This is a genomic window from Comamonas humi, assembly GCF_054782535.1.
In genome coordinates, this window is the sequence record NZ_BAAGSH010000024.1 from 17,840 (window position 1) to 42,460 (window position 24,621).

Annotated in this window: 20 protein-coding genes; 6 read left to right on the forward strand and 14 right to left on the reverse strand. The window is 67.0% G+C overall.

Going from position 1 to position 24,621, the window contains the following annotated elements; translation table 11 throughout:
• The first annotated feature begins 117 nt into the window (after positions 1 to 117).
• The 5 genes from clpB to ACYVKR_RS22920 all read left to right on the forward strand — a co-directional run bounded on the left by clpB (position 118) and on the right by ACYVKR_RS22920 (position 6,510).
• Positions 118 to 2,712: an ATP-dependent Clp protease ATP-binding subunit gene (gene clpB / locus ACYVKR_RS22900; RefSeq protein WP_460483293.1), complete on the forward strand. Its 2,595-nt coding sequence runs from the start codon at positions 118 to 120 to the stop codon at positions 2,710 to 2,712.
• Between the two features lie 128 nt (positions 2,713 to 2,840).
• Positions 2,841 to 3,155 (forward strand): hypothetical protein, encoded by a 315-nt coding sequence (locus tag ACYVKR_RS22905; protein WP_460483294.1) that lies wholly within the window; start codon positions 2,841 to 2,843, stop codon positions 3,153 to 3,155.
• Between the two features lie 511 nt (positions 3,156 to 3,666).
• On the forward strand, positions 3,667 to 4,212 hold the full coding sequence (locus tag ACYVKR_RS22910) for a GNAT family N-acetyltransferase (RefSeq protein WP_460483295.1): 546 nt from the start codon (positions 3,667 to 3,669) through the stop codon (positions 4,210 to 4,212).
• Positions 4,213 to 4,277: 65 nt separating this feature from the next.
• Entirely contained in the window at positions 4,278 to 5,498 is a 1,221-nt protein-coding gene (locus ACYVKR_RS22915) for a class I SAM-dependent methyltransferase (protein ID WP_460483296.1), read from the forward strand.
• Positions 5,499 to 5,520: 22 nt separating this feature from the next.
• Positions 5,521 to 6,510, forward strand: coding sequence for a tRNA dihydrouridine synthase (locus ACYVKR_RS22920; RefSeq protein WP_460483297.1), 990 nt, complete (start codon positions 5,521 to 5,523; stop codon positions 6,508 to 6,510).
• 68 nt (positions 6,511 to 6,578) lie between these two features.
• Here ACYVKR_RS22920 and ACYVKR_RS22925 read toward each other — a convergent pair whose 3' ends face one another.
• Positions 6,579 to 8,336: a phospholipase D family protein gene (locus tag ACYVKR_RS22925; RefSeq protein ID WP_460483298.1), complete on the reverse strand. Its 1,758-nt coding sequence runs from the start codon at positions 8,334 to 8,336 to the stop codon at positions 6,579 to 6,581.
• 141 nt (positions 8,337 to 8,477) lie between these two features.
• Here ACYVKR_RS22925 and ACYVKR_RS22930 point away from each other — a divergent pair, with 141 nt between their 5' ends.
• On the forward strand, positions 8,478 to 8,735 hold the full coding sequence (locus ACYVKR_RS22930) for a hypothetical protein (RefSeq protein ID WP_460483299.1): 258 nt from the start codon (positions 8,478 to 8,480) through the stop codon (positions 8,733 to 8,735).
• Positions 8,736 to 8,743: 8 nt separating this feature from the next.
• On the opposite strand, the gene ribD is transcribed toward ACYVKR_RS22930, so the two are convergent.
• From ribD to ACYVKR_RS22995, 13 genes are all read right to left on the reverse strand, one after another.
• Entirely contained in the window at positions 8,744 to 9,829 is a 1,086-nt protein-coding gene (gene ribD / locus ACYVKR_RS22935; RefSeq protein ID WP_460483300.1) for a bifunctional diaminohydroxyphosphoribosylaminopyrimidine deaminase/5-amino-6-(5-phosphoribosylamino)uracil reductase RibD, read from the reverse strand.
• A 69-nt stretch (positions 9,830 to 9,898) separates the two neighbouring features.
• Positions 9,899 to 10,333 carry a type IV pilin protein gene (locus tag ACYVKR_RS22940; protein WP_460483301.1) on the reverse strand — a complete coding sequence of 145 codons (435 nt, stop codon included), beginning with the start codon at positions 10,331 to 10,333 and terminating at the stop codon, positions 9,899 to 9,901.
• Between the two features lie 4 nt (positions 10,334 to 10,337).
• Positions 10,338 to 13,994, reverse strand: coding sequence for a pilus assembly protein (locus ACYVKR_RS22945; protein ID WP_460483302.1), 3,657 nt, complete (start codon positions 13,992 to 13,994; stop codon positions 10,338 to 10,340).
• Between the two features lie 107 nt (positions 13,995 to 14,101).
• The gene (locus ACYVKR_RS22950) at positions 14,102 to 14,893 is read right to left on the reverse strand and encodes a pilus assembly PilX family protein (protein ID WP_460483575.1); all 792 of its coding nucleotides are present in this window, start codon (positions 14,891 to 14,893) and stop codon (positions 14,102 to 14,104) included.
• 19 nt (positions 14,894 to 14,912) lie between these two features.
• Positions 14,913 to 15,833: a PilW family protein gene (locus ACYVKR_RS22955; RefSeq protein WP_460483303.1), complete on the reverse strand. Its 921-nt coding sequence runs from the start codon at positions 15,831 to 15,833 to the stop codon at positions 14,913 to 14,915.
• A gap of 9 nt (positions 15,834 to 15,842) precedes the next feature.
• Positions 15,843 to 16,493 carry a type IV pilus modification protein PilV gene (gene pilV, locus ACYVKR_RS22960; RefSeq protein WP_460483304.1) on the reverse strand — a complete coding sequence of 217 codons (651 nt, stop codon included), beginning with the start codon at positions 16,491 to 16,493 and terminating at the stop codon, positions 15,843 to 15,845.
• 38 nt (positions 16,494 to 16,531) lie between these two features.
• Entirely contained in the window at positions 16,532 to 17,059 is a 528-nt protein-coding gene (locus tag ACYVKR_RS22965; RefSeq protein WP_460483305.1) for a GspH/FimT family pseudopilin, read from the reverse strand.
• 239 nt (positions 17,060 to 17,298) lie between these two features.
• Positions 17,299 to 17,721 carry a type IV pilin protein gene (locus ACYVKR_RS22970; protein ID WP_460483306.1) on the reverse strand — a complete coding sequence of 141 codons (423 nt, stop codon included), beginning with the start codon at positions 17,719 to 17,721 and terminating at the stop codon, positions 17,299 to 17,301.
• Positions 17,722 to 17,748: 27 nt separating this feature from the next.
• Entirely contained in the window at positions 17,749 to 21,453 is a 3,705-nt protein-coding gene (locus ACYVKR_RS22975) for a pilus assembly protein (RefSeq protein ID WP_460483307.1), read from the reverse strand.
• A 94-nt stretch (positions 21,454 to 21,547) separates the two neighbouring features.
• Complete coding sequence (locus tag ACYVKR_RS22980) at positions 21,548 to 22,354, reverse strand: pilus assembly PilX family protein (protein ID WP_460483308.1); 807 nt, start codon at positions 22,352 to 22,354, stop codon at positions 21,548 to 21,550.
• Positions 22,355 to 22,369: 15 nt separating this feature from the next.
• A complete protein-coding gene (locus ACYVKR_RS22985; protein ID WP_460483309.1) occupies positions 22,370 to 23,218 on the reverse strand; it encodes a PilW family protein in 849 nt (282 codons plus the stop codon).
• Between the two features lie 77 nt (positions 23,219 to 23,295).
• Entirely contained in the window at positions 23,296 to 23,976 is a 681-nt protein-coding gene (gene pilV, locus ACYVKR_RS22990; RefSeq protein ID WP_460483310.1) for a type IV pilus modification protein PilV, read from the reverse strand.
• Positions 23,964 to 24,530 carry a GspH/FimT family pseudopilin gene (locus ACYVKR_RS22995; protein ID WP_460483311.1) on the reverse strand — a complete coding sequence of 189 codons (567 nt, stop codon included), beginning with the start codon at positions 24,528 to 24,530 and terminating at the stop codon, positions 23,964 to 23,966. The genes pilV (ACYVKR_RS22990) and ACYVKR_RS22995 overlap by 13 nt, the downstream gene beginning before the upstream one ends.
• Positions 24,531 to 24,621 lie beyond the last annotated feature (91 nt).

The window sequence follows — 24,621 nt, forward strand, 5'->3', positions numbered from 1 at the left end:
TGGCGATGTGGATGGGATTGCCCATCGCCTAGCACAGAAAAAGCCCTTCAAAGTGCTTGAAAACCGGGCCATTTGCTCCACCTAAGTCGCAATGACTCGAAAGGAGTGACCCTTTTCATGCGAATCGACAAACTGACCACCAAATTCCAGGAAGCGCTGGCCGATGCCCAGTCGCTGGCCCTGGGCAACGACAACGCCTACATCGAACCGCTGCATGTGCTGACCGCCATGCTGCGCCAGCCCGACGGCCCCAACGCGCTGCTGCAGCGCGCGGGCGTCAACGTGAACGCGCTGGCCGCGGCGGCCGAGAACGCCGTCAAGCGCCTGCCGCAGGTGCAGGGGCAGGACCAGGTCACCGTGGGCCCGGAGCTGCAGCGCGTGCTGCAGGCCACCGAGAAGGAGGCCATCAAGCGCGGCGACCAGTTCTATGCCAGCGAGCTGTTCCTGCTGGCCCTGACCGATGACAAGGGCGAGGCCGGCCGCCTGGCCCGCGAGGCGGGCCTGACCCGCAAGGCGCTGGAGGCCGCGATCGACGCCGTGCGCGGTGGCCAGACCATGGACAGCGCCGATGGCGAAAGCCAGCGCGAGGCGCTGAAGAAATACACGCTGGACCTGACCGAGCGCGCCCGCCAGGGCAAGCTCGACCCGGTGATCGGCCGCGACGACGAGATCCGCCGCACCATCCAGGTGCTGCAGCGGCGCAGCAAGAACAACCCGGTGCTGATCGGCGAGCCCGGCGTGGGCAAGACCGCCATCGTCGAGGGCCTGGCCCAGCGCATCGTCGCTGGTGAAGTGCCCGACACGCTGCGCGACAAGAAGGTGCTGGTGCTGGACATGGCGGGCCTGCTGGCAGGCGCCAAGTACCGTGGCGACTTCGAGGAGCGGCTGAAGTCCGTGCTCAAGGAAGTGGCCCAGGACGACGGCCGCATCATCCTCTTCATCGACGAGATCCACACCATGGTGGGCGCCGGCAAGGCCGAGGGCGCGATGGATGCGGGCAACATGCTCAAGCCGGCGCTGTCGCGCGGCGAGCTGCACTGCATCGGCGCGACCACGCTCGACGAATACCGCAAGTACATCGAGAAGGATGCGGCGCTGGAGCGGCGCTTCCAGAAGGTGCTGGTCGACGAGCCCAGCGTCGAGGACACCATCGCCATCCTGCGCGGCCTGCAGGAGAAGTACGAGGCACACCACGGCGTGGACATCACCGACCCGGCCATCGTGGCCGCGGCCGAGCTGAGCCACCGCTACATCACCGACCGCTTCCTGCCCGACAAGGCGATCGACCTGATCGACGAGGCCGCGGCCAAGATCAAGATCGAGATCGACTCCAAGCCCGAGGTCATGGACAAGCTCGAGCGCCGCATGATCCAGCTCAAGATCGAGCGCGAGGCCATGAAGAAGGAGACCGACGAGGCCTCGCAGAAGCGCCTGGCGCTGATCGAGGACGACCTGGCCAAGGTAGAGCGCGAATACGCCGACCTGGAGGAGATCTGGAAGGCCGAGAAGGCCAGCGCCCAGGGCTCCGAGCAGATCCGCAAGGACCTGGACCAGCTCAAGTTCCAGATCCAGGAGGCCACCCGCAAGGGCGACTTCAACAAGGTGGCCGAACTGCAGTACGGCAAGCTGCCGGCGCTGGAAAAGCAGCTGCACGAGGCCCAGGCCAATGAAAGCTCGCGCGAGAAGGCCGCGCCCAAGCTGCTGCGCACCCAGGTCGGCGCCGAGGAGATCGCCGAGGTGGTGAGCCGCGCCACCGGCATCCCGGTGGCCAAGATGATGCAGGGCGAGAAGGACAAGCTGCTGCACATGGAAGGCCGGCTGCACGAACGCGTGGTGGGGCAGGACGAGGCGATCGCCGCCGTGTCCAACGCCATCCGCCGCTCGCGCTCGGGCCTGTCCGATCCGAACCGGCCCACGGGCTCGTTCCTGTTCCTCGGCCCCACGGGCGTGGGCAAGACCGAGCTGTGCAAGGCGCTGGCGGGCTTTCTGTTTGACAGCGAGGAGCACCTGATCCGCATCGACATGAGCGAGTTCATGGAGAAGCACTCGGTGTCGCGGCTGATCGGCGCGCCCCCGGGCTACGTGGGCTACGACGAGGGCGGCTACCTGACCGAGGCCGTGCGCCGCAAGCCCTACAGCGTGATCCTGCTCGACGAGGTCGAGAAGGCCCACCCCGATGTGTTCAACGTACTGCTGCAGGTGCTGGACGACGGCCGCCTGACCGATGGCCAGGGCCGCACCGTGGACTTCAAGAACACGGTGATCGTCATGACCAGCAACATCGGCTCGCAGCTGATCCAGGCCATGGTGGGCCAGCCCTACGATGAGGTGAAAGAGGCGGTCTGGGGGGAACTCAAGAACTATTTCCGACCCGAATTCCTCAACCGCATCGACGAGACCGTGGTCTTCCATGGGCTGGACGCGAAGAACATCGAGGCCATCGCCCGCATCCAGCTGCGCCAATTGGAGCAGCGCCTGGCGAAGATGGACCTGCACCTGCAGGTGGGCGAGCCCGCGCTGGGCGAGTTGGCCAAGGTGGGCTTCGATCCGGTGTTCGGGGCGCGGCCGCTCAAGCGCGCGATCCAGCAGCGCATCGAGAACCCGTTGTCCAGGCTGCTGCTCGAAGGCAAGTACCCGCCCAAGAGCACCATTGTGGTCAGCGTCGATCCGGTGCGTGCGCCGGGCGAGTTCCACTTCGGCGACGCGGTTTAACCACGCCGGCCGTGCAAGCATTGCTCTGCGCTATGCTTGTACGGTCACAAACTTGACACGGAAACCGGGGCCGATTCCGTCGGCCCCCTTGGAAAGGAAGCGCTTTGAACGAGTTGTTCGCTGGCATAGTGCGTTGGACCATTCGCCTGGTCGGCCTGGCGATGGGACTGGTATTTTTCGTGAGCCTGCTGATGGCGGCCGCGCTGATGGCCCTGCTGTGGTGCGGCCGTCTGCTGTGGGCCAAACTGACCGGCCGGCCCGTGGCGCCGTTTGCATTCCGCACATTTCCACAGGCGGGCTGGACCACGGTGTACCGCAACACCGCCCGCTGGACGGCCAAGGAATCCGGTGATGCACCCGCTGCGGCTCGCTCGGGCATGCGCGGCGCCACCGCGGTGATGGCCGGCGACGTGACTGACGTGGAAGCCCGCGACATTCGTTGACACTCGGGCTCCTGCCCTGCCAAACCCGGCTTCGGCCGGGTTTTTCTTTGGGTGCGCGGAACCGGGCCTGACGGCAGCGGTGGCGGTGTGGTTCAGCGGAATATCAGGGTAAACGCCTAGCGCAAATCGGCGCGCTTGCAAAGTCCGGCGCGACTAGCCCCACAGCATGGTTGGGGACTACCCAAAACGTGTCAGGAGTGCGACAATCACAGGCTTTCGTGTGAACACCCCCGCAGCGTGTATTCTGCACGCCGCTTACTCCAGACGCCTTCTTCCAAAGCCATCGGCTCGTTCAGGGATGAACTGCCTGTGCCGTTTGCGTAGGTCGTCCGGGTGTTGGGCAGTGGGCTTGCAAGGCTTGGCGTTGAGCATCCGCTCCGCAGTGCTTGCATGGCCGCCGGGGTCCCATGAATCCATCATGGACCCGGTGGAGACGGCTGCCCGAGGCAGTGTACGACGTCTGGTGGACACATTTGGCTTCATTCATCGTTTTTTTTGATTTCGGTTTCTCATGTCGACGAATAACAGTAACAGTATTCAAGTGCGTGCTGCAACGCTTCGTGATGCCAAGGCAATCGCCCAGATCCATGCCGCCGCGGCGGTGGAGTCCTACCGCGGGATCCTTCCCGAGGACCAGCTGAAATCCCTGTCCTCCGTCGAGAAGCGCCAGGCCTACTGGCGCGAGGCCATCGAGTATTGCGAGCCGCAGGTGCAGGTGGCCCTCGAGAACGACAAGATCGTGGGTTTCGTGGGCTTCGACCGCTCGCGCGATGCCAAGACCCGCCCCACCACCGGCGAGATCTGGGCCATCTACGCATCGCCTGCGCACTGGAACACCGGCGTGGGCGTGGCCCTGTGGGATGCCGCGCGCGATGGTTTGGCCGAAGAGGGCTGCACCAGCGTGACCTCGTGGGTGCCGCTGCGCAACGAGCGCGCGCTGCGCTTCCATGAGCTGGCCGGCTTCAAGCGCGAGATGTCCACCGCCAAGACCGCGACGGTCGGTGCGGTCAAGATCGAAGAGATCCGCATGGCCCGCCCGCTGATGCAGAAGGCCTGAGGCCAGCGCTTCCCCCTTCCCAAAGGCCGTGTCATCGCGGCCTTTTTTCTTGGAGTTTTTTCACCATGACCGACGAAGCGCCACGCATCTCCTGGACCGAGGCCGAGGCCTCGCGCAGTGCCCGCTGGCGCAGCGAGCGCGGCAGCCCTGCGCCTCGGCGCGTGGTGCCGGCCGACGACCGCATGACGGCCGATGCCGCCTACCGCCTGGCCTGCGAGGGCACGGCGCTGCTGTGGCGCGGGGACTACCACAATGCCCGCCAACTGCTGACGGCGCTGGCGCGCCGGCTGGACCGCACGGCGGAGCAATCGGCCAAGAAGAAGGCGGCTGGCGCGAAAGAGCAGGCATCTGCCACGCGGGGCTCGCCCGCGATGGCGCAGCGCTTTCACCAGCACCGCCAGGTGCAGGCGCAGCGCGCGCGCGTGCTGTCCATGCTGCTGCTGGAACTGGATGGTGGCTACCGGCTGGACCTGCGCCGCGCGCCCGACGTGGCCGAGGCCTGTGCGCAGGCCTGGGGGCCGGCCGATGGCGAGGCCCAGGTCGTGTCGCTGCGCGAGCTGCAGGCACTGATCGGCGCCTATGAGTGGCGCAGGCGCGGCGTCGAGATCCCGGCGCTGGCGCAGCCGCCTGGTGCCTATGCCCGCATCCACCCCCACTACGGCGTGTTCTCGCCGGTGCGCGGCGAGTATGTCGACCTGGTGGCGCAGGCGCTCTCCAAGCATATGCCCGCGGCGCTGCGCCAGCAGCCGCTGGCTTTCGACATCGGCACCGGCACCGGCGTGCTGGCGGTCGTGCTGGCCCGGCGCGGCGTGCGCGAGGTGGTGGCCACCGACATGGACGCACGGGCGCTCGCCTGCGCGCAGGAGAACCTGCGGCGCCTGGGCGTGGCGGCGCAGGTGCGGCTGCAGCCGGCCGATCTCTTTCCCGAAGGCCGTGCGGCGCTGCTGCTGTGCAACCCGCCCTGGGTGCCGGCCCGCGCCAGCGCGCCGGTGGAGCGCGCGGTGTACGACGAGGACAGCGCCATGCTGCGCGGCTTCCTGGCCGGCGCCGCCGCTCATCTGCTGCCGGGCGGCGAGGCCTGGCTGGTGCTGTCCGATCTGGCCGAGCACCTGGGCCTGCGCAGCCGCGAAGCACTGCTGGGCTGGATTGCCGCGGCCGGGCTCACGGTGCTGGGCCGGCACGACATCCGCCCGCGCCATGGCAAGGCAGCCGATGCGAGCGATGCGCTGCACGCGGCGCGCGCGGCCGAGGTCACCTCGCTGTGGCGGCTGGGCGCTGCCGCGTAAGGCCGTGAGCAGGTTGTAAGCCATGCGCCTGCTGCTTGCCCCGATGGAGGGGCTGCTCGACTTCGTGCTGCGCGATGTGCTCACCGCCATTGGCGGCGCGGACCGCTGCGTGTCCGAGTTCATCCGCATCACGGGCAGCGTGCTGCCCGACAAGGTCTACCTGCGCACCATGCCCGAGCTGCACAACGCCAGCCGCACGGCGGCCGGCACGCCGGTGCGTGCACAGCTGCTGGGGTCCGACCCGGCGAGCATGGCCGACAACGCCGCCAACCTGGCGCGGCTGGCGCCCGAGGGGATCGACCTGAATTTCGGCTGCCCGGCCAAGGTGGTCAACCGCCATGGCGGCGGCGCCGCGCTGCTGCAGGAGCCCGAGGCCATCCGCACCGTGGTGGCGGCGGTGCGCCGCGCGGTGCCGGTCGGCATGCCGGTCAGCGCCAAGATGCGCCTGGGCTTCAACGACCGGGCGCTGATGCTGGACTGCGCGCTGGCCATGGCCGAGAGCGGCGCCGAGGAACTGGTGGTGCACGGCCGCACCAAGCTCGACGGCTACCGCCCGCCCGCGTACTGGGACCAGATCGCCCGCGTGCGCGAGGCGGTGCGCATTCCCGTGGTCGCCAATGGCGAGATCTGGACGGTGGAGGACGCGCTGCGCTGCCAGGCCGAATCGGGCTGCACCGACCTGATGCTGGGCCGCGGCATCGTGGCCGACCCGGGCCTGGCCTGGCGCATCCGCGCCGCGGTGGCCGAGCGCAATGGCGAGCCGCTGCCGGACGGTTTTCGCGACGTGGCCTGGCCCGACCTGCTGCCGGCGCTGCAGCGCTTCTGGGACCTGGTCTGCGCCGACCTGGAGCCGCGCCAGCGCGCCGGGCGCCTCAAGCAGTGGCTGAACCTGCTGCGCCGAGCCTACCCCGAGGCCGAGGCGGCCTACCAGCACGTGCGGGTGATGACGGACCAGCGCGCGATCACCGCCTGGCTGGCCGATATATCAAAAACAGGAGCGTCTGGCGCTTGATTTGATTGGATTACAAGCTGTTTTATATATGAAAATGGCTTGTAACAAGCGCCAGCCGCTATTATTTTCTAGAGCAGCTCATCGGGCGCGAACGGCCCGATCAGCCTGAGCAGCAGGCGCAGCGGCAGGCTGGTGTCGGGCTCGGTGCTCTGGTCGGTCTCGTCGCTTTCGGGCGGCGCCTTCCAGCGCAGCGCGCCGTCTTCCAGCACCACGCGCCAGGCGCCCAGCGCCAGGCCTTTCTCGATCTGCGCGGCGGTCTGCGCCGAGAGCCTGCGGCTGCGCACCAGCACCGCGATTTCGGTGTTCTGCAACTGCGAGCGCTGGTCGAGGTTCATCGAGCCAACCACCAGGATCTGGCCGTCCATCACCAGCAGCTTGGAGTGCAGCATCAGCCGCGAGCTGGCCGCCGCCGTGCTGCCCACGCCCAGCGCCGCGCGCAGCGTGCTGCTGTCGCTGACCAGCTCGTACAGCTCCACGCCGCTGTTCAGCAGCGCCTCGCGGTAGCGGGCATAGCCCACGTGGGCCACGGGCGCGTCGTTGGACGACAGCGAGTTGGTGAGCACGCGGATGCGCACGCCGCGCTCCCGCGCGGCGCGGAAGGCGGCCATCATGTCGCTGCCTGGCACGAAGTAGGGCGAGACGATGAGCAGGTCTTTCTTCGCGTAACCGATCAGGTGTATCAGGCCCTCGACCACCGAGTCGGCGCCCGAGGCGGCCGCCGGCGGCGGTGCGCCGCGCGGTGTGTTGATGCCCGCCAGCTGCGCGCTGGCCAGAGTGCCCTTGCTGGCGCTGAGCGGATCGGTCAGCCCGTCGGAATCCACCGTCGGGATCTTGCTGGGCTCGTCGGCCAGCATCACCGCGCGGGCCCAGACCAGCGGCATGGTGCGCAGGTCGGCGGCCCGCATGTCCCAGGCGCGCAGGCGCTGCTCGGCCGACGGCTGCGGGCCGCCCGGGCGCGGCTCGCCGTCGGGCAGGGTGGGGCGGGAGGATGAGCGCGGGCCGCCCTGGCCCGCATCGCGCGCCGCGGACGACTGGCGCAGCGCCTCCAGCTCCTCGCGCGCGATCAGCGACTGCACGGGGTAGGCGCGCGGGTTGTTCCAGTAGCTGTCGAAGCTCTTGGACAGGTCCTGCACGATGGGGCCGGCCGCGAGCAGGTCGGCATCGAGGAAGTTGGAGCTTTCGGCCGTGCCGAAATAGGCGTCGCCCAGGTTGCGCCCGCCCATCACGGCCACCAGGTTGTCGGCCACGAAGAGCTTGTTGTGCATGCGCTGCTGGGCGCGCTGGAAATCGGTGGCGGCGCCCCAGATGCGGCCCAGCGTGGACCCGCGGCTGCCGACCAGCGGGTTGAACATGCGCATCTCGATATTGGGCACGAAGGCCAGCCGCATCACCTGCGCGTTGCGGCCGGTGCTGTGGAAGTCGTCAAGCAGTACGCGCACGCGCACGCCGCGCCGCGCGGCATCGACGATGCCCAGCAGCAGCCGCTCGGTGCTCGCATCGGCATGGATGGCGTAGTACTGCAGGTCCAGCGTCTGCTGCGCGGCCTCCACCAGTGCCAGCCGGCTGCCGTAGGCCGACTGCGGCCCGGTCAGCAGTGCAAAGCCCGAAGCCTCGGGGCCGGCGCGACTCTCGCGCTGCTTGCGGCTGGCCACGATCTGGCCCAGCGTGCCCTGTACGGACGGCTGCACGGCCGTGGACACGGGCCGCTCCACCTGCGTGGGCAGGCGGCTGGCGCAGCCGCCCAGCAGCAGCGCCCCCAGCAATGCCAGCAGGCCGGCGCTGCGCCGGCGGGAGAGGAGGCACTGGACGATCGAGGCTGGGGCCATGGTGCGGATGGATGAAAGCAAGGGCTCGATGATTATTGTCAATCTGCTGGGGGTGCTGCGCAGAAATCGGCAATGGCTGACACGGAAGCGGGCCATGGCGGATTTTTGCCATACTGCGTTTCTATGGAGAGAGGAGATCGCATGAAGAAAACCACGTTCTGCCTGGCCGGCCTGCTGCTGGCCGTGGCCCTGGGCACCGGCGGCACGGCACAGGCCGCCAGGCGCTCATCGTCGGCGCAGGCCGACCGGCCCGCCCCCGCAGCCAAGTCGCCGCACCATCGCGCGAAGCGGCCGCGCTCGCAGGGCAGCGCCGAGACCACCACCGAGCGCGAACGCCGCCTGCTGCGCGAATGCCGGGGCCTGCCCAATGCGGGCGCCTGCCTTGGCTACGGCAGCTAAGGGCAGGACTAAAACCGGTCGCGGCCCTGCACCATGGCCTGGATGCGGATATCCGGCCCTACGGTGTCGATATGCCGCAGCTCCAGTGCCGCCGCATCCGACAGGCGGGGCAGGTTCAGTCCGTTGAAGGCCGTCTGCGCCTGTCCCAGCAGCTTGGGCGCGAGGTAGAGCAGGCATTCGTCGACGAGATTACCGGCCAGCAAGGCGCCATTGAGCTGGCCGCCGGCCTCCACGTGCAGCTCGTTCACCTCGCGCGCGGCCAGGTCGTGCAGCAGGCTGGGCAGGTCGACGCGGCCCTGCGCATCGGGCATCTCCACCACCTGGGCGCCGGCGGCTTCCAGCGCGGCGCGCTGCTGCGCGGGCGCCGTGGCGCAGTAGATCAGCACTTGCCGCTTGGCGGCGAACAGCTGGGCCGTGGGCGGCGTGCGCAACTGGCTGTCCAGCACCACCAGGCGCGGCTGGCGCGGCGTGTCCACATAGCGCACGTCCAGCGCCGGGTCGTCGGCCAGCACCGTGCCCACGCCGGTCAGGATGGCGCAGGCGCGCGCGCGCCACTGGTGGCCGTCGGCGCGCGCAGCCTCCGAGGTGATCCACTGGCTGCTGCCATCGGGCAAGGCCGTGCCGCCGTCGAGCGACATGGCGGCCTTGAGCCGCACCCAGGGCTGCCGGCGCACCATGCGGCTGAAGAAGCCGAGGTTGATCTCGCGCGCTTCGGCGGCGCCGGGACCCACCTCGACCTCGATGCCTGCAGCCCGCAGCCGCGCAAAGCCGTTGCCCGCGACCAGCGGATTCGGGTCGGCCAGCGAGGCCACGACCCGCGCCACGCCGGCTGCGGCCAGTGCATCGCAGCACGGTCCGGTGCGGCCCTGGTGCGAGCAGGGCTCCAGCGTGACATAGGCCGTGGCGCCGCGCACATCGTGCCCGCGCGCGGCCGCGTCGCGCATGGCCATGATCTCGGCATGCGGACCACCGGCCTGCTGCGTGTGGCCCACGCCCAGCACCTGCCCGCCGGGCGCGGCGATGACGCAGCCCACGCGGGGATTGGGCGAGGTTATGAAGAGCGCCTGCCGGGCGGTGGCCAGCGCGAGGTCCATCAGGTTGTCCATGCGGGAGGGAGGTAGCGGTTGTCGGTAGTGCCGCGATGGTACTACCGGTGGTGGCCGCTACCGGCCCCAGCAGTCGGCGGCGGATGCGCCCGTGGCCAGGTTGTCGGCGCCGCGCACGCCGGTGTGGGTGAGGGTGAAATCGCCGCAGCCGTCGCTGGCCTGGGCGCCGGGCGACCTTCGGGTGGCCACCAGCGTATAGGCCGCATTGGTGTTGCCCGCGGCAAAGCCGATGGAGTAGCGCTTGCTGCCGTCCTGCGCCCAGGTCAGGGCGTCGGGCAGCGAGGTGGGGTAGGCGCCGGTGGCGGTGGCGGCGCGCTCCAGCCACAGCTGGGCCTGCAGCAGGCCGGCGCGGGCATCCGCGCGGTGGCCGCGGCGGATGTACTCGCTGTAGCTGGGCATGGCGATGGCGGTGAGGATGCCGACGATGGCGACGACGATCATCAGCTCGATCAGCGTGAAGCCGCGCTGCGGAGAGGGGGGCAAGGTCTGCATGCTTTTACTTCAGTTGGCGCCAGCTCGGGCGAGTGGATTGCTCGGGCATGCGGGCCAGCAGGTCGTTGCGGCCGCCGCCGCCCGTGAGGTCCGCGATGCGGTCGGGCTGCGTGATCAGGATCGGCGTGCCTGTCTTCACGGCCGCACGGGCCACGTTCTGGTCGCTGGCGTTGTAGGAGCCATTGCCGTCGTAGTCCACCACCGGGATGCTGGGGCGCTTGCCGTCCATGATGTTGATCAGCGTGCGGAACTGGCTGCCCGCGCTGGTGTCCACCTTGATCGGCACGCAGCTTTCGTTGACGTTGTCGCTTTCGCTGTTCTTGGTGCCCGAGGGTGCCTCGGAATAGACCGCCAGGATGTTGCTGCCGTCGAAGAACTGCATGGGCTTGAGCAGCCGCTCGCCGGTGGACGGCCAGTCCAGGTACCAGCCCTTGTAGCTGTTCCAGGTCTCCAGCTTCAGCTCCTGGGAGGCGGCGATCGTGGCGTAGTCGCCGTTCACGGTGGCGATGGTCTGCTTGGCCAATGGCGATCCGTTGTTGGCGATGGTGCCCACGGGCGCCGGCGTGGGTACGCAGGTAGCTGGCTTGGAGGCACAGTCGCCCGTGCCGGGATGGACTTCCAGCGAACTCTTGTCGGCCTTCATGCGGTAGCGCGTGTTGTCCAGCACCGAGTACAGCGTCTGCACGTTCTGCGCGATGTCGGTGCGGCGGTCGTTCGATGTCAGGTTGCGGCCGGTGCCGAAGGCAACCATCATGCCGCCCACGGGCACGGTCTTGGCCGCGTCGCCGGTGCCCACGGTCATCATGCGGTCGTTGGCGCGAGCGATGGACGGGGCCGAGATCGGCTGCACCTGGTTGCGCGTGGTGGCGTTCAGCGTGGCGGGGCCGCGGGCGGTGAACAGGGGCCGGTTGTTGCCGAAGGCCACGGCCCAGTCGCTGTCGGTGGCGCTGGTCAGGTCGAACTTCCAGAGGTTGCCCAGGTTGTCGCCCGCATAGACCACATCGGTCTTGCCGTCGCCGTCCAGGTCCACCAGCGCGGGCGAGGCCAGGCCGTTGTCACTGGCGTTGCCGCTGCCCGTGGCATCGGTGGTGGCCTGCACGCGCTTGAGCGCCCTGTCGCCATCGAGGTACTGCAGCAGCAGTACCGGGCGCTGGTTGGCGCTGTTGTAGCCGTTGCCCATCACCACGGCCCAGCGGCCGTTGTTCAGGCGCGTGATCTGCGTGGCTTCCTGCAGGTTGGTGGGGTTGCGCCCCGGGTGGGCGGTGATGTTGCCGATGTCCTTGTCCTCGTCCACGGCCGTGGTGCAGGCGGTCTTGGCCGCGCCGCTGAGGGCATTGCAGTTGGGCGCGGCCTCGCCGGTGCCGCGGCTGCGGTCCAGCAGCACCAGGTCGGAGGCCTGGGCGCTGCCGAAGCCGGCGGGGTTGGTCACGTCCAGCAGGAAGTAGCCCTTGCCGCCGGCGCCCAGCGTGCCCACGAGCAGGGTCTTCCAGGTGCTGCCGTCCTTGATGTCGCCCGTCATCGGCGAGCCGTCGACGTAGTACTGGTGCTGGTAGTTGGGGTCGGTCAGGTTCTTGAGCGCTCCCACCACGCCGCGCGGCACGTAGGCGATCAATTCCTTGCCGTCCTTGGCCGAGAAACCGTGGAGCATGCCGTCGTTGCCGCCGGCGTACAGGACGGATACGCGGTTCTTCTGCGCCTTCACGAAGCTCGAATAGCCCATCGCATAGTTGCTGATCGGCCCGCCGGTGTACCAGATCTCGGAGTTGACCACGTCGCCCTGCCGGCTCTGGCGCACGCGCAGCGGCTTGTCGGTCGTGGTGCCTTCCAGCGAGCGGTCGCCGCGGATGTAGTTGACGATGTTCTGTGCCTGGGTCTTCAGCGCCGCCGTGATAGTGGTGCCGGCGGCCAGGCCGAGCAGTGCCTCCTTCTGTCCCGTGCTGTAGGCCGTTTCCGCCCCGGTGGCCCATTTGAAAGGAATGCCGGCGCCGGTGGCATCGCTCCAGCTCAGCACCAGCCGGCCATCCGGCTGGCCGTTCACCGGTGCCAGTTCATCGAGCCGGTCGGCCGTGGTCTTGCCTTCCCAACCGGCCACCACGTCGGGAAAGCGGATGCATTTCTTCTCCGGATCGTCCTTGCTGGGGCAGGCGTACTCCTCGGGCTCGATGGCGCGCGTCGCGGTGAGGTAGCCGCTCCAGCCGTCCTTGGGGCTGTAGACCGACGCGAAGATGCCGGCGTTGTTCTGCGAGACGTTGTAGCCGCTGGTGCTGCCGCCGCCGGCGATCTCGTCGGGCAGGGGGGCGCTTTCGTCATTGATCTTGCCGATGATCTCGCGGAAGGCCTTGGCCAGGTCTTCGGCCTCAGTGACGGCATAGTAGCGGCCACGGCCGTTGATGGCGGCATGCCAGAGGTCCAACGAGCGCTTGTTCTCGTTGTCCATGACCGGCCAGGTCTGCCAGCCGGTCACCAGGTCGATGAAGCTGTTGTCGTAGCCGAACGGCACCTTGGCCGAGGGCGCAATGATGCTGCTGGCCCCTGGCCAGGTCACCGCTTCGTCGCTGAAGCCGATGGTGTAGGTGACCATGTGTGGCCAGGTCGCGGGGTTGTACTTGGGGTTCCAGTATTTCTGCAGGACGACCGACCTGGTTTCGGTCTTGGGCACCTGCTCGTACTCCAGGCAATTGCCCCACCAGTCTTTTCTCAGGCATTTTCCATTGACATAAACGGTGCCGGCTTTCTCGAACGACTCGGTTGCCGGCGCATCTGCATAGGTCTTGGCTGGCTTGAGGTTGTCCGAGTCCTTGAGCTTGGTCGCGTCCTGCAAGGGGGACATCCAGCTTTTGAAGGCCCAATCCGAGAGCGTGTCGGAGGTGTTGTCGTAGTAGAGCCTGGTCTGGTCGGAGTTGGTGTTGTAGGCCTGGCGGTCGCCCGCCGCGCTCCAGTTCTGGCCATCCTGGTTACCGCCGGAGACATCGCCGTTCCAGCGGCCGTCGGTCATCATGATGTGGTAGTTGCGGCGGCAGCCCAGGTATTCGGTGCTCTTGCTGCCATTTCCGCCCGGGTCGGTGGACCAGGGGCTGTTCTTGCTCAGCGTGCGCCGCATGTACGCATCCGCCTGGCTGAACATCAGGTGGGTTGGCGTGCCGTCCTTGGGCGTCAGGCTGTCGACGAAGCTCAGGAAATTGTCCCGGTGCGCCACGCCCGTGCTGACGGTTGCGTCGATGGGCCGCATGGAGTTGGTTCTCATGCTGGAGCTGTTGACGTTGCCGGCGTTGCTGGACTTGCCGTTGTTGTGCATCACCTGCCAGGCAATCCGGATTTTGTTGTCGGGGATCAGCTCCTTGTCGTTGAAGACCGTGGTCAGCGCATATTTGAGGACGTTGATGCGCTTGGCATTGCTGTTCCATTTGCCGCTGTCGTCGGGTACGGTGTACCCCTTGCCGGTGCGGCTGGAGCCGTCATCGCTGGTCTTCACCCCAAAGTTCATGCTGCCCGAGTCGTCGACCGAGATGATCACGTTCGGGGCCACGAAAGCCGATTTGGACGTGGGCAGCGGCGGCTCCTGCACCAGTTCCAGCGCCCAGCCCGAGGCCGGGGCCAGCGCGGCGCCGATGGCGGTGGCCAGCAGGTGCTTCTGGAGGGGCTGGTGCTTGGTGCGGGGCATGGGTGCTCCTTGGGGCATGGAATCTAAGAAATAAATAAAAAAAGGCTGAATCGCTTATGTATCAAGCGCTGAAAGCTATTGTTTTAATAGCATTTGAGCGCTGGAGTTCAATCCTTCATCCGTTGCCGGGCATAGGTTTCCTGCAGCACGACGGTGTTGCCGGGCTTGCGCCCCATGGCCAGCGCCGTGATGCGGAAGACGACGTAGACGTCGAGGTTCAGCGGCAGCTGGCTGGTGCTGGCGTCCACGATCAGGTTGGCGCTCTTGGCCTTGTCGCTGTAGCGTAGGACCTCGACCCAGTACCAGCCGCCCTGTCCATCCGAGCGCTCGGCCAGGATGGGGTTGAGCGGGCCGGCGGCGGTGCTGCTGGCGGCGCCGGTGTACTGGCCGTAGCGCGCGCCCACGGCCATGAGGTCGGACAGCGGCACTTCGCCCAGCTCCGCCCTGGCCGCGGGCTTGACGGTGGTCGATGCCGTGGCGTAGTTCCAGAAGTCCTGCCGCCCCGCGCGCCGTGCGCACAGACCATCCTTGCAGCGGGTGGCCTCGGCCTCCAGCGTGATGATCAGCGGATTGATCTCCTTGGTGTCGGCCGGAAACTGCTGTGTGCCGCTGCTGTATGCGCGGCAGGGCGGGGCGCCGCATGGGCTGCCGTCGGCCTTCTCGCCGCGGATGTCGAGCTCCGCATCCTGTATCAATGCCTGGGCAGCTTCGAAGGCGCGCTGGTAGTCCGCGTCGTTGCCGACGACCATCTCGTTGAACAGCGAGGTGCGCGAGGCCCACAGCGCCAGCAGCATCGAGAGCATGACGAAGACGATGACGACGAACAGGGCGATGCCGCGCTGGCGCGCGGCAGTGGTCACGCGGCGGCAAGTGGCGATGGGGCGCGGGCGGTGGGGCATGGCGGTCGGGGGCATGGGGTCAGAGCAGGCCCTGGCTGCGCAGCTGGTAGGTGTTGCGCAGCAGCAGGTGTGCGCGGTTCTTGCGCGTGGCGTCGGTCAAGGTGGTCATGTCCACGCTGTTGCCATTGCAGTCGACATAGCTGCTGCCCTCGGGTAGCTCGATCGGCTCGGTGCCATGCAGCACCAGGCAGACCTGGATGCCCTGCACGCGGCGCCAGGCCAGGTTGCCGGTGTCGGCGGGCATGTCGCTGCCCTTGCGGTACTCCACCGTGGTGCCGGTGCCTCCGGCCACGGTCTGCACCAGGTAGATGACCTGGAACTGCGCGACGTTGAGGGCAATGGCCTCTCCCGGGTCGGCAACCCCGTTGCCCCAGCATCGCAGGGCGCCATTGGCGAAGTTGAAGATGCTCTCGACCCGCTCGTCGGTCCTGTCGTTGGCCGGGCCGCCGAGGCAGTTGCGCGCCAGGTAGTCGGTGCCGATGGCGGCATCCGTGGCATTGCTGGCCACGAACACCTCGTCCCGGTAGCGCCGGAAACCGGTGGTCACGGTGGTGTTGCCGCCCGCGAGGGCATCCTTCTGCTCGAAGCCGTTGCCCCCGCCATGGGCGTTCGCCTTGATCTCGAACACCACGGCGCCCAGCACATCGGTGCTGGAGCCGCCGGCCGGGGCGGGATTCAGGTACAGCGAGCCGGCCTGGCGCAGCTGCTGGCCTATCACCCGCAAGGCATAGGCCCCTTGCTGCTGCAGGCCGCTGGCATCGCTGACGGAGCCGGAGACGGTGCGCGAGACCATCAGCGCGCCCGTGGCCACCGCCACCACCAGCAGGCCGATGGCGATGCCGACCAGCAGCTCGATCAGTGTCAGGCCGCGCTGGCCGGGCCGGTGCCGGAGCGCACGCGTGGGAAGGCGAGTGTCCGAGGGCGTGGGGATCGGTTCCATGGGCGATGGTCAGGAGCAATACACGATGCCGCTGCCGCTGGCACCGTAGGGCGCGCAGCGTGCGGACACCGGCAGGTACTGCAGGTGGCAGGTGAACCCGGCAGGGCAGGCGTTGTCGTCGTCGGTGCCGGCGCCGAAGCTGCCATCGGCCTTGAGGACCTTGCTGGCGTCGAGGCTGTCGGTCTTGGTGCCTTCGCGCTCGTTTTCGCGCCAGGCGATCATCACGCCGAGCTGGCGGCGGTTGGCGGCCACGGTTTCGCCCGGTGCGTAAAAGATGCTCGCCTGCCCCAGCGGCAGGGTCTGCTGCACGGTGGTCTTCCACTGCTTCAGGTCGTAGGCCGCCTGCTGCGCCGGGGTGCATGCGGTGCCGGCGCAGTTGGTGCCCGCGCTCAACGCGCTGCCCTTCTGGTCGTAGCCGGACACATAGTCCGCGATGCCCAGCAGCGCATTGGGATTGACCTTCATGCGCTCGCTCAGGTCTTCGATCAGTCGCACGGCCTGTGCGCGGCGCACGGCAGTCTGGGTGTCCGTCAAGGTGCGCATCTGCACGCCCAGGATGCCGAGGATGCCCAGCGCCGTGACGACGATGGCAACCAGGGATTCGAGCAGGGTGACGCCGCGTTGCCGGCGGTGCCGTGTGGGGAAATCAATGTGCCTCATGAGGTCTTCCGCTGGGTGTATGGGCGTTCTGGCGTGCCTCAGCATGTGCTGCTCCCCTGGGATAGGCGCTGGATGCGGCCTCCCGGACGGACGCACAGGGCCGCGGCCCCGGCGTTGCTGGTATCGGTGCCTTTGGGCATCAGCCTGAACACCAGGGTGCTGGCGGTGCCGCTGTCACCCGTGCCGGTCAGCTGGCCCCAGCGGTCGACACTGATGGCGCCGCTGAGCTCGCTGTCGCTGCCATCGGCCAACTGGATGTCCACCTGGTTCGGGGCCGCAGCCTGTTGCAGCGTGGTGCCGCCGCTGCTGACCTGCCAGCCACCGGACCAGCCGCCCGACGCCTTGGCGATGGTGATGTTGCCGCCGCGCTTGATGGCTTCGGAGCGGGCGTAGTACAGCATGGCCTGGAGCTCCTCCGTCACCTGGCGTACGCGCCAGCGCTCCATCAAGGGCTTGAAACTGGGCCCGGCCAGCGCCGCCAGGATCGCCACGATGGCGACCACCACCATCAGCTCGATGGCGGTGAAACCGGCAGTGCGGCGGCGAAAAAGGGGCTCAAAGCGCATGGGCGCGATGGTAGATAGTGGTAACTGATTGTGAAATCCCGATAGTGACGAGCGGCCGCACCGGTGCGATGAGCGGCAGCCAAGGGCGCGCGCCAACCAGCTGCTCCGTTGGCTGCTACCTTGTAGATGGAGTGTGGGATTGCTGAGCCCGGCTCAGGCGCCATGCCGGCCCATTGCTGGCCGGTGGGTGCGGTGGTGGCCGGCGATTCGCGGTGCCGGCTACCTGGAAACCGCTTCGGCTACCGGTTCCAGCAGTCGGCGGCCGCGGTGCCCGCGGCATGGCCCGTGACGTTCTGGGCGCCGGTGTTCGTCAGCGTGAAGTCGCCGCAGCGGTCGCTGGCCTGGGCGCCGGGGGATTTGCGGGTGGCCACCAGCGTGTAGGCGGCACTGGTGTTGCCGCTGGCAAAACCGATCCGGTAGCGCTTGCTGGTGTCCTCCGACCAGGTCAAGGCGTCAGGCAAAGTGGTGGGATAGGTGCCGGTCGCCGTGGCGGCCCGTTCCAACCACTGCTGGGCCAGCAGCAGCCCGGCTCGGGCATCTGCGCGGTGGCCACGGCGGATGTATTCGTTGTAGCTGGGCAGGGCGATGGCGGTGAGGATGCCGACGATGGCGACGACGATCATCAGCTCGATCAGCGTGAAGCCGCGATACCGGTGTTTCATGGTGGATGTGATCTTTATGCCTATGGTTCAGCGCAGCTGGCGCCAGCTCGGACGCATGGACTTTTCCGGCATGCATGCCAGATCGTCGCGCCGGTCCTGGGCGCCGATCAATGTGTTGAGGCAGCCGCCGCCACTGGGAAGATCCCCGCCGATCAGGTTGTGCGACCCTTTGCCGACTTCCATCCGCGATACCTCCCGGTCATCGCGGGGGTCGAAGATAGGGTTCCCGTCGCGGTTCGTGTCTCCGTTCAGGTTCATGAGCTGAACGGAGGGGCGCTTGCCGTCCATGATGTTGAGCATGGTCAGGTATTGGCGCTCGTCGTCGATGGTGGCAGTGTTGCAGCTTTCCTCATCGAGGCTGATGTTTGATCCCTTGGCGGGGACTTGCGAATACACCATGAGGATATTGCTCTTGCCATACAGCTCCATCGGCTTGAGCAGGCGCTCGCTGGTCTGCGGCAGGTCCATGAACCAGCCCTTGTGCGTCGTCCAGTCCACGGCCACCGTGGCCTCCACGGTCCAGAAATTGCGGTTGGCGCTGGTGCCGCTGCCAGCGACGCTGGTGCCGCCCACCGATTGCCTGGCCAGGCTGTCGACACCACGGCCCACGGTGGCAGGCGCGGGTACGGGAATGCAGCCGGCATTGCCGCTGGAGCAGGTCTCGCCCGGGTGCACCTCCAGGCGCTGGTGCTCTCCCGTTCCCACGGTCCGGTAGCGTGTGTTGTCAAGCACTGCATAGAGGCTTTGCACATCGGTGTTTTCGGGGTCTGTCCGCGTGACGTTGCGCCCGGTGCCGAAGGCCACCATCATGCCGCCCACCGGAACGGCGGTGGCCTGGGTGCCGCTGCCTTCCACCTTGGTGCGGTCATTGGCGCGCACGGTGGGGGCAGCCACGATGGACTGGCGCAGCGTGCGCGAATTCGGTGAGCCCGAAGTGCCACCGACTGCGGTATACAGCGGCACTCCACCAAAAGCGACGCGCCACTGGCTGGCGTCCTCGCTGGCGATCATGAACTTCCATATGTTGCCCCGGAGGTCGCCGGCATACACCACGTCGGGGCGGCCGTCGCTGTTGAGGTCCACCAGGCGCGGGGCCGACAGGCCGTTGTTCTGCGCATTGCCCGAGCCCGTGGCGTCCTCGGTGGCGGGAATCCGCAGCAGTTCCTGGTTGCCGTCCAGGTACTGGACCAGCAGCACCGGCCGCTGGTTCTTGCTGTTGTAGCCATTGCCCATGACCACGGCCCAGCGGTTGTTGTTCAGGCGGGTGATCTGCGAGGTCTTCATCGGGTTGGCTTCGTCCAGCACGGGGCGGGCGAAGATGTGGCCCAGATCTTCGCTGTCCTGGCATGCGGTTTTTTGTGCAAGGCTCAGGTCGGTGCTGTTGCAGGACGGGATGGCTTCGCTGGCATGCAGCGTCTTGTCCATGCGCACGAGCGTGCTGGCGTTGGCTTCGCTGAAGTTGCTGGCGGTGCCATTGGCCAGCGTGGAGCCTGGGTTGGTCACGTCCAGCACGAAATAGCCCTTGCCACCCGCGCCCAGCGTCCCGACCAGCACGGTACGCCAGTCAGGATTGAGGTCGGGTGTGAGCGGGTCGTTGCCCACATCCACGTCGCCCGTCATGGGCGAGCCATCGACGAAATAGCGGTGCTTGTCGTTGTAGTCCGGATCGGCCAGCCGGCCGATGCCCGGCAGCACGCCGCGGGGGATATAGGCCAGCTTCTCCTGGCCGTCGGCGGTCGAGAAGCCATGCAGCATGCCATCGTTGCCGCCCACGTACACCATGGGCTGCCGGGCGCGCTGCGCGCGGGTGAACTGTGCGTAGATGCGGTCCGGATAGTTGCTGCCGGGGTAGCCGACATACCACACGTTGGAGTTGACGATGTCGCCCTGGCGTGACTTGCGTTCGCGGAAAGGGCTGGTAGCGTTGTAGCCGGCCGGATCCCTGCCCTCCAGGCTACGGTCGCCGCGGATGTAGTTGAGCCGGTCCTGGCCGTGGGTGTCGCTGCTCCCGTCGGACTTGAGCGCCAGATAGGCCTTCTGCGCGGTGCTGAGATTGCTTTCGTCGCTGGCCCACCGGAAGGGCACGCCTTGCGAAGTCTTGTCGTTCCAGCTCAGGATCAGCCGGTTCGCAACGCTGTAGCCAGGATCGTCCAGCAGGTCGGCCGTGCTTTTACCAACCCAGGATGCCACCGTGGCGCCGCTGTTCTGGATGGTTTCGGCGGTGACCCAGCCTTTCCATGCGGTTTTCGGGTCGTAGCTGGCGGTATACATGCCCACGTCGTTGCGCAAGGTGCTGCTGCCGCTGGTGGCTGTGGAGCCTCGGTCGGGTTCGGACTCGGTGTTGATCTGCCGGATGATCTGGCGGAAGGCCTTTTCTAGGTCCGCGCCTTGTTCCACCGCATAGAAGCCGCCACGGCCATTGAGGGCGGCATGCCACAGGTCCAGGGCACGGATATCTTCACCTGCGCCACCCACCCATTGACCCCAGCCGTTCAGGATGGGATCGCTCATGTCGGGCCAGAGTTTGCGGCCGGCCACCAAATCGGGGAAGCCGCCGTCATAGCTAAAGGGCACCTTGCTGCTCGGGCGATCGATGTTGTAGCGGCTGTCACGGTAGTCGGTCTTCCACGTGTACGCCAACTGGCTGAAGCCGATGGTGAAGGTGACCATATGTGGCCAGGTGGCCGGGTCATACTTGGGGTTCCAGTATTTGGGCAGAGCCACGCCACCGATGGTTTCGGTGGGTGCGGCCTTGCGGTACTCGCTGGTCAGCGATACCTGCTTGGCGGGATTGTTCGGGTCGTACAGCGGGGGCTGCAGATTGGTTGACCAGCTTCGGAAGGCCCAGTCCGCCAGCGTGTCGGAAAAGCTGTCGCGGTACAGGTGGGTGAAATTGCTGGTCGACTCGGCAGACCCGTACTTGGTGCCGTCCGGCAGCGTTTGAGAGGCCACGCCATCCCGTTCGCCGCCGTTGGGGGCGCTGTTCCAGCGCCCATCCGTCATCACGATGTGGTAGTTGCGGCGGCAGCCCAGGTATTCCGTACTCTTGGCATCGGTGCCGCCGGGATTGGTGGACCAGGGACTGTTCCGGCCCAGGTCGCGCCGCACGTAGGCGTCGGCCTGGCTGAACATCCGGTGCGATGGCGTGCTGCCAAGGGCACTCAGGCTGTTGGCAAAATCGAGGAAATTCTTGCGCTGGCTATTGGCCTCGGTAGCGCTGCCGCGCAAAGGGGCCATGGAGTTCACGCCCTTGGTGGCGCTGTCCACGCTGGTGGCGCCTGCGGGGCTATAGACCTCTCTCCCCAATCGGTCATAGCCCTGGAGTTGGCGCAGTCCCACGCCCGGCGCTCCGCCGTTGTTCCACATGGCCTGCCAGGCCAGGCGGATCTTGCCATCGGGCAGCAGCGTGGTGTCGTTGAACACCTGCTTTAGCGCGTATTTCAGGACGTTGATGCGCCGGCTGGTGACGGGCCAACTGCCATCCGGGTTCGGGCTGGTGTTGTTGTCGGCATCCTTCCTGCCATCGCAGTTGACGTCGGCTTCCTTGTTTAGGCAGTAGTCCATGCTCCCTGAGTCGTCGACCGAGATGATGACATTGGGCGCCACATAGGGTTCCATCGTGCCTGGTGGCGATTGGGCCAGGTCCAGCTGCGCCCAGGCGCTGTGCGGAGCCAGCGCCGCCGCCATCAGCGAGGCCAGCAGGGTTTTCTTGTAGTGCGTGCAGGGCTCCATGGTCGGCTCCTGGTGTCAGTCGGTAGATGTGGAAGTCGCAGATAAAAATGGGGCTTGGCGCTTGTGCAGAAAGCGCTGATAGCTATGGTTTTTATTAGTCCATCAGCTTTTGCCGGGCGTAGGTCTGCTGCAGCACCACCTGGGTCAGCGGCTGGTCGCCTTGCTCTCCCGTGACCGGTGACCGCAGCCTGCGGCCATAGGCGATGGCGGTGATGCGGTACACCACATTCGGCTCCATCCGCAGCGCCAGATAGTCCTTGTTGCCGGGAATCAGCCCGGAGTTGCCCGCGCCCGCGTCGTAGGGCATGACCTCGATCCAGTACCAGCCGCCCTGGTTGGCGGGGGTGTCGTAATTCCATTGCAGGATGGGGTTGGCAGGCTTGTCGGTGGTTCCCTGGCCGGCACCGGTGAACTGCCCATAGCGCGCACCCACGCCATCGGTGGCCGCCGCGACCTGCATCTGTGCCAGGGTGATGGCGCCTGCCTCCGTGCTCTTGCCGTTCCAGAAGTCCTGCTTGCCGATGCGCTTGAGGCAGAGCGCATTGCGGCACTTGGTGGCCTGGGTGTCCAGCTCGGCCAGCAGGAGGCCCACTTCCTGGGTTTCGAGCGGTATCTTGTCCGTGGTGGTGCGGCGGCAGAGGTTGCCGTTCGTGGTGCTGGGGATGCATGCCTTGCCATCGGCGCGTTCGCCCCGGATGTCCAGCTCGGCATCCTGCAGCAGCGCCTGGGCGGCCTCGAAGGCGCGTTGGTAGTCGGTGTCGTTGCCCACCACCATTTCGTTCAGCAGCGAGGTGCGCGATGCCCACAGTGCCAGCAGCATCGACAGCATGACGAAGACGATCACGACGAACAGCGATATGCCGCGCTGACGCCTGGCGGAAAGGGTGTAGCGGTGTTGCATGGCAGAGCTGCGCGTTCAGCCAATCAGCCCTTGGCTGCGCAACTGGTAGACGTTGCGGAACACCAGGTGCATGCGCCGGGTGCGGGGGGCCGTCAGCGCGGCCAGGTCGACCGCCGTGCCGTCGCAATTGGTATAGGTGCTGCCTCGCGGCATGTCGATAGGTTCGTTGCCGTAGAGTTCCAGGCAGACCTCGATGCCGAACACCTGTGTCCAGTTGCTGCCGATGCTGGCCGCGTCAACGTACTGCAGCTGCGGGCTGCTGTGGGGCGCGGTCTGCCGCAGATAGCGCACGCGGAAATTGGCCACGTTCTGGATGATGGGCTGGAGCCTGTTCGCCGTGTCGTTGCCGCCGCAGCTCAGGCTGGTGCCGTTGAATCGGAAGATGCTTTCCACTCGCAGGTCGGTGTTGGCTGTACCTGGACCGCCCAGGCAATTGCGCGCCTGGGACTGCGGGGCATCGGCCGTGAAAACGGGCTCCTTGTACCGGCGATAGCCCAGGGTCAGTGAATCGTCGCTGCCGCTGATCGTATGGGTCTTGGGGTTGAAAGGCTTGCCGGAGCCTGCTTTCGCCTGGACGCTGACCTCGAAAGCCACGGGTTCGGCCACGTCGATGCTTTTGCCGCCGTTGAGAAGGGGGTCGGTGCCTTGGGCAGAGGGGTTCAGGTACAGCGAGCCAGCCTGGCGCAATTGCTGGCCGATGACGCGGAAGGCATAGGCGGCATCCTGCTGCAATTGGCTGGCGTCGCTGACGGTGCCCGAGACGCTGCGCGAGGCCATCAGCGCACCTCCGGCCACGGCCACGACCAGCAGGCCGATGGCGATGCCCACCATCAGCTCGACCAGGCTCACGCCGTGCTCCCGCAACGATGGTGGCCGAGGCTTGAAGCCGGATCGGCCTGTGAGGCTTGCAGTAAAAGCGCAAGATGCTACTGTTTTTGATGTCATGATCCGGGGCAGAAGTACTGGGCGGCACCGCCTGCGAAATAGGGGGCACAACGGGCGCTGACCGGGAGGTACTGCAGGTGGCAGGTGCGGCCACTGGGGCAGGTGACGGCGCCGCCGCCCTCGCTGGCGGTGCCGTCGGCGGCGATGATCTTGGTGGTGTCGATGCGGTTGCGGTAGGCGTCGCTGTCGTCACGTTCGTTCTCGCGCCAACTGACCATCACGCCGATCTGGCGGCGATCACTGGAAGTTGCATCCTCGCCCACGGCCAGAAAGGTGGCGGCGTTGCCCAGCGGCAATGAGGTTTCCACCAGGCGCTTCCATTCGCGCACGTCGTAGGCCGCCAGCTCTGCGTGGCTGCAGGTGGAGGCGTCGCAGGTCTTGGCGGCTTGGGCCGTCATGGGGCGGGTGTCAGGCGGTGTCGGTTCGGCCGCCCAGGTGAGCACGTAGCTGTTGATATTGCCGAGCGCGTTGGGATTGACTTTCATGCGCTCGCCCAGGTCTTCGATCAGCCGCACCGCCTGCGCGCGGCGCACGCTGGTCTGGGTGTCGGCCAGCGTGCGCATCTGCACGCCCAGGATGCCGAGAATGCCCAGCGCCGCGACGACGATGGCGACCAGGGACTCGAGCAGGGTGATACCGCGCTGGCGGCGCAGTGGGTACAGGCTTAGTTGGAGCATGGGATTTCGTTGGGATCGGTGGTGATCCGGATGCGGCCGCCCGAACTCATGCACAGGCCGCGCGCGGCGGGATCGCTGTGGGACTTGCCCTGTGGCACAAGCGAGAAGCCAAAAGCCTGTTTGGGAGTGCCCCAGCGGCTGAAGATGATGGCGGCGCCCCCGTCCTTGCGGGTGATCTGCGTGCGGGCAGGGCTGGCCACGTGCAGCAGGATTTCCTCGCCCCGGTTGCGATCACCGTTGTCATTGGTATCCACAAAAACGAACCAGCCGCAGTCCCAGTCATCATTGGCTTTAGCCAGCGAGCAACCGTTCGTGCCGCTCTCTTCCTTGCGCAGGCTGACACTGCCCCCACGCTTGATCGCCTCCGAACGCGCGTAATACAGCGCCGACTGCAACCCCTCCACCGCCTGCCGCACGCGCCAGCGCTCGATCAGGCCGTTGAAGCTCGGCCCGGCCAGCGCTGCCAGGATCGCCAGGATGGCGACGACCACCATCAACTCGATGGCGGTGAAGCCGGTAGCGGCCTGGTGTTGATAGCAATGGCGGATAAGCATGAGATGAATGATAGATATTGGTAATTAAACTTCTGTTGTTATTCGTGATGAATGGTGGTGTTGAGGCGACGAACGGCAAGCCAGGCGCGGA